The sequence below is a fragment of the Pseudomonas sp. KCJK9016 genome (genome assembly GCF_046231795.1).
GTDB lineage: Bacteria > Pseudomonadota > Gammaproteobacteria > Pseudomonadales > Pseudomonadaceae > Aquipseudomonas > Aquipseudomonas bananamidigenes.
Genome location: NZ_JBJJMM010000011.1, coordinates 1 through 14,135 on the forward strand (window position 1 = coordinate 1; position 14,135 = coordinate 14,135).

The 14,135-nt window shown below is 57.2% G+C and carries 16 protein-coding genes; 9 read left to right on the forward strand and 7 right to left on the reverse strand.

Annotated elements, in window-relative coordinates:
- Window positions 1-349, forward strand: a 349-nt coding sequence (locus ACK6BI_RS12745) for a hypothetical protein (RefSeq protein WP_409317320.1), incomplete at its 5' end; no start/stop codon positions are given.
- Window positions 350-421: 72 nt separating this feature from the next.
- Entirely contained in the window at window positions 422-652 is a 231-nt protein-coding gene (locus tag ACK6BI_RS12750; RefSeq protein ID WP_260519640.1) for a hypothetical protein, read from the forward strand.
- A gap of 4 nt (window positions 653-656) precedes the next feature.
- On the opposite strand, the gene ACK6BI_RS12755 is transcribed toward ACK6BI_RS12750, so the two are convergent.
- Together ACK6BI_RS12755 and ACK6BI_RS12760 are read right to left on the reverse strand one after the other, a co-directional pair.
- Window positions 657-953 carry a hypothetical protein gene (locus ACK6BI_RS12755; RefSeq protein WP_409317321.1) on the reverse strand — a complete coding sequence of 99 codons (297 nt, stop codon included), beginning with the start codon at window positions 951-953 and terminating at the stop codon, window positions 657-659.
- A gap of 128 nt (window positions 954-1,081) precedes the next feature.
- Complete coding sequence (locus ACK6BI_RS12760; protein WP_409317322.1) at window positions 1,082-1,270, reverse strand: hypothetical protein; 189 nt, start codon at window positions 1,268-1,270, stop codon at window positions 1,082-1,084.
- A 247-nt stretch (window positions 1,271-1,517) separates the two neighbouring features.
- On the opposite strand from ACK6BI_RS12760, the gene galU reads away from it, so the two are divergent.
- Both galU and gorA read left to right on the forward strand, forming a co-directional pair.
- Complete coding sequence (gene galU / locus ACK6BI_RS12765; RefSeq protein ID WP_065260495.1) at window positions 1,518-2,357, forward strand: UTP--glucose-1-phosphate uridylyltransferase GalU; 840 nt, start codon at window positions 1,518-1,520, stop codon at window positions 2,355-2,357.
- Window positions 2,358-2,486: 129 nt separating this feature from the next.
- Window positions 2,487-3,845, forward strand: a complete 1,359-nt coding sequence (gene gorA, locus ACK6BI_RS12770) for a glutathione-disulfide reductase (RefSeq protein WP_409317323.1) — start codon at window positions 2,487-2,489, stop codon at window positions 3,843-3,845.
- Here the strand turns inward: gorA and ACK6BI_RS12775 are convergent.
- Entirely contained in the window at window positions 3,842-4,846 is a 1,005-nt protein-coding gene (locus ACK6BI_RS12775) for a DNA-binding protein (protein ID WP_409317324.1), read from the reverse strand. The two genes, gorA and ACK6BI_RS12775, sit on opposite strands and share 4 nt — an antisense overlap.
- Window positions 4,847-4,915: 69 nt before the next feature.
- Between ACK6BI_RS12775 and ACK6BI_RS12780 the strand changes: the two genes are divergently transcribed.
- The 3 genes from ACK6BI_RS12780 to ahpF all read left to right on the forward strand — a co-directional run bounded on the left by ACK6BI_RS12780 (window position 4,916) and on the right by ahpF (window position 8,355).
- Window positions 4,916-5,962 carry a site-specific integrase gene (locus ACK6BI_RS12780; RefSeq protein ID WP_409317325.1) on the forward strand — a complete coding sequence of 349 codons (1,047 nt, stop codon included), beginning with the start codon at window positions 4,916-4,918 and terminating at the stop codon, window positions 5,960-5,962.
- A gap of 136 nt (window positions 5,963-6,098) precedes the next feature.
- The gene (gene ahpC / locus ACK6BI_RS12785) at window positions 6,099-6,662 is read left to right on the forward strand and encodes an alkyl hydroperoxide reductase subunit C (protein ID WP_016774916.1); all 564 of its coding nucleotides are present in this window, start codon (window positions 6,099-6,101) and stop codon (window positions 6,660-6,662) included.
- A gap of 130 nt (window positions 6,663-6,792) precedes the next feature.
- Window positions 6,793-8,355, forward strand: a complete 1,563-nt coding sequence (gene ahpF, locus ACK6BI_RS12790) for an alkyl hydroperoxide reductase subunit F (RefSeq protein WP_409317326.1) — start codon at window positions 6,793-6,795, stop codon at window positions 8,353-8,355.
- A 60-nt stretch (window positions 8,356-8,415) separates the two neighbouring features.
- Here the strand turns inward: ahpF and gloA are convergent, their stop codons facing one another.
- Window positions 8,416-8,937 carry a lactoylglutathione lyase gene (gene gloA / locus ACK6BI_RS12795; protein ID WP_065260490.1) on the reverse strand — a complete coding sequence of 174 codons (522 nt, stop codon included), beginning with the start codon at window positions 8,935-8,937 and terminating at the stop codon, window positions 8,416-8,418.
- A 143-nt stretch (window positions 8,938-9,080) separates the two neighbouring features.
- Between gloA and ACK6BI_RS12800 the strand changes: the two genes are divergently transcribed.
- The gene (locus ACK6BI_RS12800; RefSeq protein ID WP_409317327.1) at window positions 9,081-9,599 is read left to right on the forward strand and encodes a DUF4946 domain-containing protein; all 519 of its coding nucleotides are present in this window, start codon (window positions 9,081-9,083) and stop codon (window positions 9,597-9,599) included.
- Between the two features lie 208 nt (window positions 9,600-9,807).
- Here ACK6BI_RS12800 and ACK6BI_RS12805 read toward each other — a convergent pair whose 3' ends face one another.
- The 3 genes from ACK6BI_RS12805 to ACK6BI_RS12815 form a co-directional block, all read right to left on the reverse strand.
- Entirely contained in the window at window positions 9,808-10,173 is a 366-nt protein-coding gene (locus ACK6BI_RS12805) for a histone-like nucleoid-structuring protein, MvaT/MvaU family (protein WP_065260488.1), read from the reverse strand.
- Between the two features lie 235 nt (window positions 10,174-10,408).
- Window positions 10,409-11,944 carry an EAL domain-containing protein gene (locus ACK6BI_RS12810; RefSeq protein WP_409317328.1) on the reverse strand — a complete coding sequence of 512 codons (1,536 nt, stop codon included), beginning with the start codon at window positions 11,942-11,944 and terminating at the stop codon, window positions 10,409-10,411.
- Between the two features lie 114 nt (window positions 11,945-12,058).
- On the reverse strand, window positions 12,059-12,931 hold the full coding sequence (locus ACK6BI_RS12815) for a LysR family transcriptional regulator (protein WP_409317329.1): 873 nt from the start codon (window positions 12,929-12,931) through the stop codon (window positions 12,059-12,061).
- Between the two features lie 116 nt (window positions 12,932-13,047).
- Here ACK6BI_RS12815 and ACK6BI_RS12820 point away from each other — a divergent pair, with 116 nt between their 5' ends.
- Window positions 13,048-13,956, forward strand: coding sequence for a DMT family transporter (locus tag ACK6BI_RS12820; protein WP_409317330.1), 909 nt, complete (start codon window positions 13,048-13,050; stop codon window positions 13,954-13,956).
- Window positions 13,957-14,135: the final 179 nt, after the last annotated feature.

The following is a 14,135-nucleotide window of genomic DNA, read 5'->3' on the forward strand; positions in this document are numbered from 1 at the left end:
GGGTGTGGTCATTGTGCCGTTGGTATTGACGATGGGTGGTTGCGCAAGTGTTTCGGAGATCAATGAAACGTTGCCGACCATGAACGTCATTTCCGGCAAGAAACCCCACGAGTACGCGCAGTGCCTGGCCGAAAAGCTGGCGCAAAGTCGCGGGGCCCTGCAAATGGAGCCGCACAAGGATGGCGTTCGAGTGATCGTGCCGGGGAAACTGTCGTCAGGCCCGGCGGCGGTGTTTGACATCGAGGATCGCTCGGGTGGTAGCAGCATCAAGCTGCACGAGCGCATGTCCAATGTGCCGATTCGTCCTCGGGATGTACGCAACGCTGCTGAGGCGTGCATTTCCGGCTGATAAACTGTCACTTGTCAGTATCGATGCCGCCCAGGTCATGTCTGGGCGGCATTTTCATTTCTGGAGGTGTGCATGAAGCGGGAACAGGTGCGCGAGCGCCATAAAGAGGGATTGATTGCGGCTACCCATGTGATTCAGAACCCGGCGAATCCGGGGGAATGGATCGTGTTTTTCAAGAAGAGCGCCGGACGCAGTTATTTTCTGGTGGACGAAAATGACGAGGTCGAGTCCTTCGACAGGCTGGACGACCTGATTGAGGTCGTTCGCGGTCTGGGAATCAAGTTCGCCGAAATCCACATGTAGATTGCTATTTGCAGACCACCACGACACTGCGGTTCTTGTAGTTGCCGACGTCGACACCCAGCGTCTTGTCGCTTTCCTTCGGTGCGGGCGTACCGTCGGTTCCGACGATACGATAGCCCGTGCCGGCGCAGGAAGCATCGGCCTTTTCATAGCAGGCAGCCCAGGAATTGGCTTCACCCGAGCAGTCGATGCTCAGGCCTTGTTCGCCATTGTTCAGATAGGTCGTTTCGGAAGTGGCGCAGCCGGCCAGGACCAGGAGCGCAATCATTGGCAGCGTGCGATACAGGATGCGAGTGTTCATGGCGATGTTGTCTTCGCAAGGAGAGGGGTAGACGCTATGACAGCGCCGGTGTGAAAAGGTTATAGCGATTGGCCACGCCTTTGTGGGCAAGCGAAAAAAAGCCCTGCACATTGGCAGGGCTCGTTCGATCAGTCCTGATCCTTGCCGCGACGTTTCGGTGCAGCAGGTGTGTATTCAAGCACCGCGGCTACTTCAACCGCCATCGCTTCAGTGGGCAATGGACCGGACACATCTTCGCCGTTGGCGGCGGTGATATGCCACTGGCCATCTTTCGCCTTGGCGACGGTGTACCCGTTGATGATTTTTGCTGCGGACATCTAGCGGCCTCGTTGGCTGGTTCAAAGGCGTCATGATAACGGGAAACAGGCAAACGGGCGCGGGTCGATGCGGTGTTCCTGAATCTTTGGACTACGCTGAATGCGCAGGCTCGATGTGCCGATGGAACTATCCGCCAGATTATTTCTCTATGTTGGCATCGGTTAGCCAGTGCGGGGCATTGTAAGGTGCACGCCGCCTGATTAGACTGCGCCGAAACTCGTACACACAGCCCTTTCAAGGACTTATATGATCAAGAAATGCTTGTTCCCAGCAGCCGGTTACGGTACTCGCTTCCTGCCAGCGACTAAGGCCATGCCCAAGGAAATGCTGCCGGTGGTAAACAAGCCACTGATCCAGTACGGCGTCGAAGAGGCTCTGGATGCCGGCCTGAACGAAATCTCCATCGTCACTGGTCGTGGCAAGCGCGCTCTGGAGGACCACTTCGACATCAGCTATGAGCTGGAAAACCAGATCAAAGGCACCGACAAGGAAAAATACCTGGTCGGTATCCGCAAACTGCTGGACGAGTGCTCGTTCTCCTACACCCGCCAGACCGAAATGAAAGGCCTGGGTCACGCGATCCTGACCGGTCGTCCGCTGATCGGCGATGAACCGTTTGCCGTGGTGCTGGCAGACGACCTGTGCGTCAACCTTGAAGGCGACGGCGTACTGACCCAGATGGTCAAGCTGTACAAGCAGTTCCGCTGCTCGATCATTGCCATCCAGGAAGTCGACCCGTCAGAAACCAGCAAGTACGGCGTCATTGCCGGCGAGATGATTCGCGACGACATCTACCGTGTACACAGCATGGTCGAGAAGCCGAAGCCGGAAGACGCGCCGTCGAACCTGGCGATCATCGGTCGTTACATCCTGACTCCGGACATCTTCGACCTGATCGAGCAGACCGAGCCAGGCAAGGGCGGTGAGATCCAGATCACCGACGCCCTGATGAAACAGGCCCAGAACGGCTGTGTAATGGCGTACAAGTTCAAGGGCAAGCGTTTCGACTGTGGTGGTGCCGAGGGTTACATCGAGGCAACCAATTTCTGCTTCGAAAACTTCTACAAGACCGGCAAGGCCTACTGATAGCGCCTGATCTGTCTGTACGAAAAAGCCACCTTCGGGTGGCTTTTTCATTTTTCGCCCCTATATCGGCAGGAGTGCTTGCCCAAAGGGCGACGGCGCGTATGCTGATCGTCTGCCGAGGAGAAAGAAATGGCCTACGATTTTGACCTTTATGTGATTGGCGCCGGTTCCGGCGGTGTTCGCGCTGCACGATTCGCGGCTGGTTTCGGCGCCAAGGTGGCGGTGGCCGAGAGCCGTTATCTGGGCGGCACCTGCGTCAACGTCGGCTGCGTGCCGAAAAAACTGTTGGTGTACGGCGCGCATTTCGCCGAAGACTTTGAACAATCCTCGGGTTTTGGCTGGAACCTGGGTGAAGCGGACTTCGACTGGGCGACCCTGATCGCCAACAAGGATCGCGAGATCAATCGCCTGAACGGCATTTATCGCAATCTGCTGGTCAACAGTGGCGTGACCCTCCATGAAGCGCACGCGAAGATCGTTGGCCCCCATGAAGTGGAGGTCAGTGGCGAGCGCTACACCGCGAAAAACATTCTGATCGCTACGGGCGGCTGGCCGCAGGTTCCGGAGATTCCGGGGCATGAACATGCGATCAGCTCCAATCAGGCGTTTTTCCTCGAGGAGTTGCCCAAGCGGGTTCTGGTCGTGGGTGGCGGATACATCGCCGTCGAATTCGCCGGGATCTTCCATGGGCTGGGGGCTGAAACCACGTTGCTGTATCGCGGCGATCTGTTCCTGCGTGGCTTTGACGGTTCAGTACGCAAGCACCTTCAGGAAGAACTGACCAAGCGTGGTATGAACCTTCAGTTCAACGCCGACATCGAGCGGATCGACAAACAAGCGGATGGCAGCCTGAGGGCAACCCTGAAGGATGGCCGGCAGCTCGAGGCCGATTGCGTGTTCTACGCCACCGGACGACGTCCGATGCTGGACAATCTGGGGCTGGAAAATACTGACGTCACACTGGATGACAAGGGTTTTATCAAGGTCGATGAGCTGTACCAGACCACCGAGCCGTCGATTCTGGCGCTGGGTGATGTCATTGGTCGCGTTCAATTGACACCCGTGGCGCTGGCCGAAGGCATGGCGGTAGCGCGACGTCTGTTCAGGCCGGAGCAGTATCGCCCGGTGGATTACAAGATGATCCCGACGGCGGTATTCAGCCTGCCCAACATCGGTACCGTCGGCTTGACTGAAGAGGAGGCGCGGGCGGCCGGGCATGAGGTGGTGATTTACGAAAGCCGCTTCCGCCCGATGAAGCTGACCCTGACGGACTGCCAGGAGCGCACGCTGATGAAACTGGTGGTCGATGGCAAGACCGACAAGGTGCTGGGCTGTCACATGGTCGGGCCGGATGCCGGTGAGATCGTGCAGGGGCTGGCGATTGCGCTGAAGGCTGGCGCGACCAAGCGTGACTTCGACGACACCATCGGGGTGCACCCGACGGCGGCCGAAGAGTTTGTCACCATGCGTACGCCGGTTGGCGCTTAAACATCCTTTGATGCTGTCGCGTCTGGCGCTGCCTTGACGGCAGTCGCCAGGCGCATCTTCTCCTGACTCTCGGTCAGTTGCATGTTCAGTGAGTGGTTGAGCTGTTTCTGCTCTTCGACGCTCTGCTTGAGTGTCTGGCTGTCAAGCAGCGCCACGCGCAGGCGCTCTTGAAGAAGCGTGCGTTCACTTTCAACGCTTCGTGCTTGCTCCAGCAACTGATCCTGGCGCTGATGACTGTGCTTGAGCTGGTCCTGCAGCAGGCTCAGTTCGCGGATCGTGCCACGGTTCTCGGTCAGCAGGCGCTCGTTATCGCGGTGTAGTTGAGTGATTTCGTCCTGGCGTACCAGCGCACTTTGCTGCGCTTGGCGCAACTCCATCTGCAGTTGCTGAACCTGGGCTTCGTGACGGCTCTGTTCCTGCTCGCGCTGCTCCTTGATCGCGTTGCGGTAGTGCTCCAGCGCGTCACGCGCGTGCAGGTGTTTTTCTTCCAGCGAGCGGATCTGTTCGTCCTTGTCCTGCAAACGCAATTCAAAGTCTGCCAGCGCCTGGTTCAGGCCGGCATTGCGGGTCTGTTCGGTCTGGAGCATCGAGCGTGTACTGCTCAAGGCTTCGGATTCCCGGGCCAGGGATGCCCCCTGAATTTCGTGCTGATGTTCCAGTTGGCTGAGGGACTGGCGGGTCTCGTTCAACTCGGTTTCCAGAGTCTGGCGTTGTTCCTCGAATTGCTCGCGCGCCTGGTCGATGGGCTCCTGTGCCTGCTCCTTCAGGCGTTGCGCGAGACGCGAAACGAGGGCGGTCAGTTCATCGTCGATCGGTTCAGAGGCTGTTTCGGCGAGACCGCTGCCATCGTCCAGTTCTTTCAGATAGCGGTGGATGGTGGTTTTCGATCCGGTGTTGCCCAGTTCGATGCGTACTGCGTCGATGCTTGGGTGTTCGCCGCGGGCGAGGATCGCTGCGCGCGCGATCTGCACTACTGCTTTATTGACGCCGCCACGGGCCATATTGACTCCTTCGATTACGTACTGTGGTACATGCCACTAAAATACGCAGTGTACCATGCTGAAAATAAAGTGAAATATTTCAAGATAAACGGACGGGATATACTGGTATTACCCCGTGTGAAGAACCAGAATGCGCTTTCCACTCCTGCAATCAGTACATCTGCGAGAAATCTGCCCATGAGCGATCTGGATCGCTACCTGCAAGCCGCCACCCGTGACAACACCCGCCGCAGCTATCGTGCAGCCATCGAGCATTTCGAGACGGTATGGGGCGGGTTTCTGCCCGCGACGGCGGACAGTGTTGCGCGCTATCTGGTGGCTCATGCGGGCGTGCTGTCGGTCAATACGCTGAAGCTACGTCTGTCGGCGCTGGCGCAGTGGCATAACAGCCAAGGGTTCGTCGATCCGACCAAGACGCCGGTCGTGCGCAAGGTGTTCAAGGGCATTCGCGCGCTGCATCCTGCGCAGGAAAAACAGGCCGAGCCCTTGCAATTGCAAGATCTCGAGCAGACGGTGGCCTGGCTCGAGCAGGAAATGAAAGAGGCCCGGGAAAAACAGGATCGGCCGTTGCTGCTCAGAGCCTGCCGTGATCGAGCGTTGATTCTTTTGGGTTTCTGGCGTGGGTTTCGTAGTGATGAGCTGTGTCGGGTGCAGATCGAGCACGTCCAGGCCCACGCCGGCAGTGGCATCACCCTTTACTTGCCGCGCAGCAAAGGCGACCGGGAAAACCTGGGTCAGACCTATCAGGCCCCTGCGCTGCTGAAGTTATGTCCGGTACAGGCGTATATCGAATGGATCACTGAAGCGGCGCTGGTGCGCGGCCCGGTATTTCGCGCTGTCGACCGCTGGGGAAATCTGAGCGAGGAGGGCTTGCACGCCAACAGTGTGATTCCGCTGTTGCGTCAGGCCCTTGAGCGTGCAGGGATCTGCGCCGAGCGCTACACCAGTCACTCGTTGCGGCGTGGCTTTGCCACTTGGGCCCACCAAAGTGGCTGGGATCTCAAATCGCTGATGAGTTACGTGGGCTGGAAGGATATGAAGTCTGCCATGCGCTATGTTGAAGCAAGCCCTTTTCACGGGATGGCCCGGATTACGGATAAACCGTTATCGTCGTAGATATCGTTTTCTTCTATTAATACAGTGAGCTAATAGCGAAAACAAATCAGCAGCATCAGGTTTGCCAATGAGCCATCCGTCGAGTGAGTGGGTAGGATTCATCCATCGAATTCACAACCCTGACGGAGAGTCATCAATGCCTATCATCAACAGCCAAGTAAAACCGTTCAAAGCGACCGCGTTCAAAAACGGCGACTTCGTACAAGTCTCGGACGCTGACCTGAAAGGCAAATGGTCCGTAGTGTTCTTCTACCCGGCCGACTTCACCTTCGTTTGCCCGACCGAGCTGGAAGACCTGGCCGACAACTACGCTGAGTTCAAGAAACTGGGCGTAGAAATCTACAGCGTTTCCACCGACACCCACTTTGCCCACGCTGCCTGGCACAACACCTCGCCAGCCATCGGCAAAATCGAATACACAATGATCGGTGACCCGACTCATGTCATCTCCCGCAACTTCGACGTGCTGATCGAAGAAGCTGGTCTGGCCGACCGTGGCACCTTTGTGATCAACCCTGAAGGTCAGATCAAAATCGTTGAACTGAACGATGGCGGTGTTGGCCGTGACGCTTCCGAGCTGCTGCGCAAGATCAAGGCTGCTCAGTACGTCGCCGCTCACCCAGGCGAAGTTTGCCCGGCCAAGTGGAAAGAAGGCGAGGCCACTCTGGCTCCGTCCCTGGACCTGGTCGGCAAGATCTGAGTCTGTGAGACACGCAACACAGGGCGGGACTTCGCACCTACCCAAGTAAGCTGCACCGCCCAATAGAAAAGCCCGGGCGAGATTCGCTCGGGCTTTTTTTCGCCTCAAATAAAGTCAGGAGATCGCCCGTATGTTGGACGCCAATCTTAAAGCCCAGTTGAAATCGTACCTGGAACGGGTCACCCAGCCGATCGAGATCGTTGCCTCACTCGACGACGGTGCGAAATCCCGTGAAATGCTCGACCTGCTGAAAGACGTTGCCAGTCTTTCGCATCAGATTACCTTGATCGACAGCGGCGACGATGTACGCAAACCGTCGTTCTCGATCAACCGTCCGGGTGCCGACATCAGCCTGCGTTTCGCGGGCATTCCAATGGGCCATGAATTCACTTCTTTGGTGCTGGCTCTGCTGCAAGTTGGCGGTCACCCATCGAAGGCCAGTGTCGAAGTGATCGAACAGATCCGCTCGCTCAAGGGCGAGTTCAACTTCGAGACGTATTTCTCGCTGTCCTGCCAGAACTGTCCGGATGTGGTCCAGGCGCTGAACCTGATGGCGGTATTGAACCCGAATATCCGCCATGTCGCCATCGATGGCGCGCTGTTCCAGGACGAAGTCAACGATCGCAAGATCATGGCCGTGCCAAGCATTTACCTCAATGGTGAGAACTTCGGTCAGGGTCGCATGGGCCTGGAAGAGATCCTCGCCAAACTCGACACCGGCGCCATCGAGCGTCAGGCCGAAAAAATCAGCGCCAAGCAAGCCTTTGATGTGCTGGTGGTCGGCGGTGGCCCGGCCGGTGCTTCGGCGGCGATCTATGCAGCGCGTAAAGGCATTCGCACCGGTGTTGCAGCCGAGCGCTTCGGCGGACAGGTGCTGGACACCATGGCCATCGAGAACTTCATTTCCGTGCAGGAAACCGAAGGCCCGAAACTTGCTGTGGCCCTGGAGGAACACGTCAAGCAGTACGACGTCGACATCATGAACCTGCAACGTGCCGACAAGCTTATCCCGGGCAAGAACGGTGAACTGCATGAGGTTCATTTCGCCAGCGGCGCGACCCTCAAGGCCAAGAGTGTGATTCTGGCGACCGGCGCACGGTGGCGTGAAATGAACGTACCGGGCGAGCAGGAATACCGCAACAAGGGTGTGGCTTACTGCCCGCACTGCGACGGCCCGCTGTTCAAAGGCAAGCGTGTAGCGGTGATCGGCGGTGGCAACTCCGGCGTTGAGGCAGCGATTGACCTGGCGGGTATCGTATCTCACGTCACATTGCTGGAATTCGACGTACAGCTGCGTGCTGACGCGGTGCTTCAACGCAAGTTGCACAGTCTGCCGAACGTCACCGTGATCACCAGTGCACAAACCACTGAAGTCACTGGCGATGGCCAGAAGGTCAATGGTCTGCGGTACAAGGACCGCAAGACCGACGAGCTGCGCAACGTGGAACTGGAAGGGATCTTCGTGCAGATCGGTCTGTTGCCTAACACCGATTGGCTCAAAGGCACGATCGAGCTGTCACCACGTGGCGAGATCATCGTCGACAACCGGGGTGAAACCTCGATCCCCGGCGTCTTCGCTGCCGGTGATGTGACCACTGTGCCGTACAAGCAGATCGTGATTGCGGTGGGTGAGGGCGCCAAGGCTTCCCTCAGCGCCTTCGATCACTTGATCCGTACTTCGGCTCCGGCGTAAATCCCGGACCGAAAAAAGAAAAACCCCATCAGCGATGATGGGGTTTTTTCTTTTCAGCTTTTACAGCGGCGCCGGTTGAATGATCTCGACCCAGTAGCCATCCGGATCCTTGATGAACGCCAGACTTTTCATGCGGCCATCGGTCAGGCGCTTCTGGAAGTCGCACCCCAGCTCTTCAAAGCGAGCGCAAGCGGCAACGATATCCGGCACCGAAATGCAGATGTGGCCGAAACCACGTGGATCGGTGTTGCCGTTGTGGTAGGCGAAATCCGCATCGTTTTCGGTGCCGTGGTTGTGGGTCAGTTCCAGGATGCCGGGAATCGACTTCATCCACTCGGTCCGGGCGGCGGCGTCGGCCGGGATCTGCGATTTGTCCACCAGGGCGAGGAAGTACAGGCTGAATTCCGCTTCCGGGAAATCACGCTTTTCCACCAGCGAGAAGCCCAGTACACGAGTGTAGAAATCCAGCGATTTGGTGATGTCTTTGACGCGCAGCATGGTGTGGTTGAAGACAAAGTTGCGGGTTGCGCTGTCCGGGGTGGCGGTTACGCCAGGGAAAGTGTTCAGTTCTTGCAGGCTCATGGGCCCTCCGTAACAAATTGGGGCGAGTGAATGGGCGCAATGATACGCATGCGGTGCGGCATCGCCAAACCGAAAGCGCAGGCTTGCCCTGCGGGCAGTTGAGCCCTCACACTTCACGGCTCAATCCGCGAGTGCTTCTGGTAATGATCCGACCGTTCAAATCGCTGTTCGTTTTCTTCGGCTTGTCGCTTGTCACCGCTTCGGCCTTCGCGGATGCGCCGAGCATTGCCTGGCCTGCTGGCTGGCAAGTCGAAGCGCTCCCCGAATCAGCACCGGAAGTTTCCCGCCAGCGAGCGGTGAAAAACGATGCGGATGGCAACCAGGTGATGGTGATGGAGTTGACGATGACGCGTGTGGAAACAGGTCATCAGGTCAATTTGCAAGGTGTGTTGCTGGAGATGCGAAAGTCAGTGCAAAAGGGCTTTTTCCAGGCTGGCTACCAGAGTGTCTGCAACAAGATCCATCCAGGCACACTGGGTTCATTGGCGGCGCTTGAAACCACTTGCACGGTCACCGAAAACGGACGTCATGTGTTGTCACAAACATTGGTCGCCGCAGTAGAGGCGCAGAAGGCCTATGTACTTTCGTATGCCGGACAAGCCGAGGTTTACAAGGCCTGCGCGGAGGAAGTAATGGCGGCGAGAAACAGCTTGAAATTTTAGTCAGCTGTTCGGTGATCCTCATTCTGTTAGATACCTGAACGGATTAAATACAAAGTTGGGCCCCCTGCGAGGGTGCAACATTCGGAAGCATAGTTTCAGCGCAAGCGGCTGTTTGTTTCTGAACTTTCGAGTCGGGAAATTGTTGCATTTGTTAGATATTGTCCAAAAAAAAGCCCTGCATTTGCAGGGCTTTTATGTTTGCGAGGGATTAACCGCGCAACCAGGAATCAACGGTGGCTGCACCGTATTGTTCCTTCCAGGCCTTCAGGCCGCGATGGTTGCCACCCTTGGTCTCGATCAGCTCGCCGGTGTGCGGGTTCTGATAGACCTTGACCACTCGCGCGCGGCGGGTCTTGGGTGCGGTGGCCAGTTGCAGACCGGTTTTTGTCGGGTTCGGATCGAGAATGGCGATGATGTCTTTCAGGCCTTTGCCGTAGGTTTTCATCAGCCCCTGGAGCTTTTCTTCGAATTCGATTTCTTTCTTGAGCCCGGCATCGTTCTTCAGCGATTCCAACTGCTTGAGCTGTTCCTGAAGGGCCTTTTCAGCTGCACGAAATTCAGCGAGTCTGGACAATATCTTTACTCCAATAGTGTGTTTGGCTGATACCAACCGCAAACAAAGCTATAAGCCAAGAGCCTTGTAGCGACTCGGTGATAGTGGCTCACCTGCCAATCTTGCAACAGGCAAGAAAAATTGTAGTAGTTAATGCGGCGAGAGTAAATCCTGACGTTTTCTTTATGTAAAAAGCTGCGATGCCTTGTATCAATTTGGTGCGTGCCGGCGGTGAACAAGGATTTATCGTGTCAAGTTAATAATGAGTTAATGCCTCAATGAAATCCATGGCCGGCATGGGCTTGCCGAACAGGTAACCTTGCAGGAAGTTGACGTGATGAGCCGCCAGGTAATCGCACTGGGCTTGTGTTTCCACGCCTTCGGCCACAATCCCCAGCTCAAGCTTTGCGCAAAGTTCGATGACGCTGTCCAGAATGTGCCGGGACAGGGCGTCTTTATCGATCATGGCGACGAACGTCTGGTCGATCTTGAGGAAGTCGACATTGAATGTTCTCAAATAACCCAGGCTCGAATGCCCGGTGCCGAAGTCGTCGATGGCGATCTTCACACCCATGGCCCGCAGTTGTGCAAACAACTGATGAGTGATGTCGCTGGGTTCGATCAACTCCCGTTCCGTCAATTCGAGTACCAGATTGATACTGCCCGGTGCGAACGCCGCCAGGAACTCCCGGCAATCTTCCAGCAGTTCGAGATCTTGGCAGTGACTGGCTGTGATGTTGATACCGATGTGGAAGGGGGCCTCGAAGGCAGAAGACAGCGGCCCGAGCAGCGCAGCGGTCTGCTGCATCAATGAACGGGTCATCGGTACGATCAGTCCGGAATGTTCGGCGAAGGGTATGAACAGATCAGGGCGTACCAGGCCTTCCTTGGGATGATTCCAGCGCATCAGCACTTCGCAGCCCGACCAGCGTTTGCTGTCGCCATAGACCACCGGTTGAAAGTAGGGAATGAACTCTCCCGACTCCAGCGCACGCAGCATTTCATGACTGGGGGAGGCCGCACGGTTCTGCACGATGTAACCGATCGCCCCTGAAACCGCACCAAAGAAAATCAACAGACTGAACAACGGCGGGTATTCGTCGCTCATGTAGTTCCAGGTTTCATGTTCGGGAAAACCGGCCCTCACCGTGTAGGCATAGTGTGGAGAGTTCAACGTACTCTGGGCCACCGGAAGTTCTGGAAGGACGCTTTGATGCACTTGGCCGTCGGCAGAAAGCCAGTTGTTGCCAACCCGCAGCAACAGCAATGTCTGCCGTCCGATCAGCCGCAGAATGTTGCTCAAGTGATAGCCGTCCAGCGTCGTCAGCGCGCCAGCCCGGCCATCGCTCAGCCGATAAACTAGCAGCGCGGTGTCGGGTGTCACCGGGTTGCCGTTCATGAGCCATAACTTGCCTTGGGCGTAGTCGCCCGGATTGACGGTTTCCTTGAAGTTGCCGAACAGCGAGCTGCAATAAAGGTTGTTGTCCCACACCAGATTGGTCGAACGCACAAAGGGGCGGCGGGTGACCTGTTCGCGCAACGCCAGTTTGACGTCCTCGCAGCTCTGGCCCGCCAGCGGCAGCAACTCGCGGGCAGACTGGGCGGTGTTGTCGAGCATCAGATCGAATTGACGCAGGGCCTCCTCTGCGGTTTGCCGGGCGCTCTGTTCCAGCGTGCGTTCGGCCTGCATATGAAGAATGACGGTGCCGATGATGATCGGCAGCAAACCGCACAACAGCGTCACGATGATTCGGGTACTGCGTTTGCGGCGGGGCCTGGCGGTCAGAGGCATGGGGGCATCCTGTCGCGACGGTGTGGTGCGCTCGATTGCAGGAGGGGCAAGGCTGCACTTTCCGGAAACTTTGGGTCTGTGCCCATGATAGATGGCCGCTGGAGCTTGCGCCGCTCAACGGAAATTCAATGTGGTCGCGAGTTTGATGAAAGCCAGGGTAGCGGGAGAGGCCTGGCGTTGATCGAGCACCGCCAGGCCGATGTGTCGTTGCACGGCTGGTGATAACGGCTTCTTCAAATAAAGCGGTTCCGGCTCGTCAGGCAGTGAACCTTCGGCAACGATCGTGATGGCATCACCGCGACTCACGGTATCGAGGGTGCTCAGCAGTTGCGAGCATCGATAGCGGATATTCGGGCTCAGCCTTGCCGCGTTGAACAGGCGTGAAACCAGTTCCGAAGAGCCGGCTTCGGTGAGTACGAACGGGTCGTTGCACAGGTCTCTCAGGTTCAGCGCCGCTCGTGTCGCCAGAGGATGGCCCGGCGGAAGCAGGGCAACCATCTGGTCTTCGATCAGATCAAACGTATCGAAGCGTTCTTCGGGCAGCACCACGAAGCCGACATCAATCCGTCGTTCATCAAGCCACTGAATCACCTGACGATCCGGTCCTTCGTCGATATGGACCTCGATGCCCGGATGCGCCTGGCGGAAGTGTTCGAGGATGTGCGGCAGCAACCTGATCGAAGAGGTCGGGCCGAACGAGCCGATACGCAGGGTGCCGCTTTTGAGCCCGCGCGCATCGGCGGCTTCCTGACGCAATGTGTTGGCCAGGCCGAGCATGCCGCGAGCACGCAGCAGCAATTGCTGGCCAATGTCGCTGAGCTCCACCTGCGATTGATGCCGGCGCAACAATTCGACGCCCAGTTCCTGCTCCAGCGACTTCAAGGCATGGGACACCGCCGATTGGGAGATTCCCAGACGATGAGCGGCGAGGGTGAAACCGCGCAGTTCGGCCACCACAGAGAAGATTTCGAGCTGAGTCAGGGTCATGAGTAAAAACTCATTTTACGATGATTTGAAATTAGCCGGATGATACGGCATTCGTCAGTATCGTCGTCGAGAGTGTTATGAATAGTCGTGAATCAGTGCCTACGGTGGCCTCGGACATGCCTGTCTATTTGAATCTGGCGACAGTCAGCATGATCTGGGGCGGGACCTGGGTGGCCGGGCGATTTCTCGCCGGCAGCCTGAGTCCGATCCTCGCGGCCAGCCTTCGGTTTTTGCTGGCCAGCGTCGCGCTGCTCGGTTTTTTGTGGCTGGCGCGGATTCCTTTTGCGCGACCGACTGCAGGGCAATGGCTGCAACTGGCATTGCTGGGTTTCTTCGGGATTTTCTTTTACAACCTGTGTTTTTTTTACGGTCTGCAATACATCAGTGCGTCGCGGGCCTCGCTGATCGTTGCGTTGAATCCGGCGGTGATCGGCCTGGCTTCATGGCTGCTGTTCAAGGAGCGTCTGAGTCGACTGAAAGTCCTCGGGATCCTGATCTGCATCGGTGGTGCCGGTGTGGTGATCATCAGCCGTAATCCGCAACTGCTGGCCGCGACGCCAGACGCCTGGATCGGCGATCTGCTGATTTTCGGCTGCGTGTTGAGCTGGGGTATTTATTCGCTGTTTTCCCGTAGCCTCAACCAGAGCATCGGTCCGTTGCAGACGGTGACCTTTTCGATTCTGCTCGGCACGCTGATGCTCTGGGCGCTGGCTGCCGTTCGCGGCGAAGTGAGCGGGGCGGCGATGGCAAATCTGGGGATGACGCAGTGGCTGAGTCTGGTCTATCTCGGAGTGTTGGGCTCGGCCCTGGCCTACATCGGATACTACGATGGCATTCGCAGAATCGGCGCCACTCGTTCCGGCGTGTTCATTGCGCTCAATCCGCTGACCGCCGTGCTGGCCGGCGCCGTCCTGCTGGGCGAGCGACTGACGATGCCCATGTGTCTGGGCGGTGCGCTGATTCTGGCGGGCATCTGGCTGTGCAACAAACCCCTTGCACCGGGCGGAAAAAAGCGGATTTTATAGAGAGGGCAGACAACCCGTTTTACGCTGTGTAGAATCCGGTTACGCATACAATAATAATCGTCTTCTGGCAGCAGAAGCCTCGCCCGCAAGAGCCTTGGGTCGACAATGAAGATATTCGGGTTTCAATTGATCTACGGTGACTTCCTCGCCCGCAGTGTGCGTGGCATCTCCTGTGCGCC

What these genes read in the sequence shown, in the direction of transcription:
- ACK6BI_RS12760 (WP_409317322.1), bottom strand. Translation starts at nt 1,270, where the DNA reads ATGTCCGCAGCAAAAATCATCAACGGGTACACCGTCGCCAAGGCGAAA.
- ahpC (WP_016774916.1), top strand. Translation starts at nt 6,099, where the DNA reads ATGCCTATCATCAACAGCCAAGTAAAACCGTTCAAAGCGACCGCGTTC.
- gorA (WP_409317323.1), top strand. Translation starts at nt 2,487, where the DNA reads ATGGCCTACGATTTTGACCTTTATGTGATTGGCGCCGGTTCCGGCGGT.
- ACK6BI_RS12775 (WP_409317324.1), bottom strand. Translation starts at nt 4,846, where the DNA reads ATGGCCCGTGGCGGCGTCAATAAAGCAGTAGTGCAGATCGCGCGCGCA.
- ACK6BI_RS12755 (WP_409317321.1), bottom strand. Translation starts at nt 953, where the DNA reads ATGAACACTCGCATCCTGTATCGCACGCTGCCAATGATTGCGCTCCTG.
- galU (WP_065260495.1), top strand. Translation starts at nt 1,518, where the DNA reads ATGATCAAGAAATGCTTGTTCCCAGCAGCCGGTTACGGTACTCGCTTC.
- ACK6BI_RS12810 (WP_409317328.1), bottom strand. Translation starts at nt 11,944, where the DNA reads ATGCCTCTGACCGCCAGGCCCCGCCGCAAACGCAGTACCCGAATCATC.
- ahpF (WP_409317326.1), top strand. Translation starts at nt 6,793, where the DNA reads ATGTTGGACGCCAATCTTAAAGCCCAGTTGAAATCGTACCTGGAACGG.
- gloA (WP_065260490.1), bottom strand. Translation starts at nt 8,937, where the DNA reads ATGAGCCTGCAAGAACTGAACACTTTCCCTGGCGTAACCGCCACCCCG.
- ACK6BI_RS12815 (WP_409317329.1), bottom strand. Translation starts at nt 12,931, where the DNA reads ATGACCCTGACTCAGCTCGAAATCTTCTCTGTGGTGGCCGAACTGCGC.
- ACK6BI_RS12800 (WP_409317327.1), top strand. Translation starts at nt 9,081, where the DNA reads ATGATCCGACCGTTCAAATCGCTGTTCGTTTTCTTCGGCTTGTCGCTT.
- ACK6BI_RS12820 (WP_409317330.1), top strand. Translation starts at nt 13,048, where the DNA reads ATGCCTGTCTATTTGAATCTGGCGACAGTCAGCATGATCTGGGGCGGG.
- ACK6BI_RS12750 (WP_260519640.1), top strand. Translation starts at nt 422, where the DNA reads ATGAAGCGGGAACAGGTGCGCGAGCGCCATAAAGAGGGATTGATTGCG.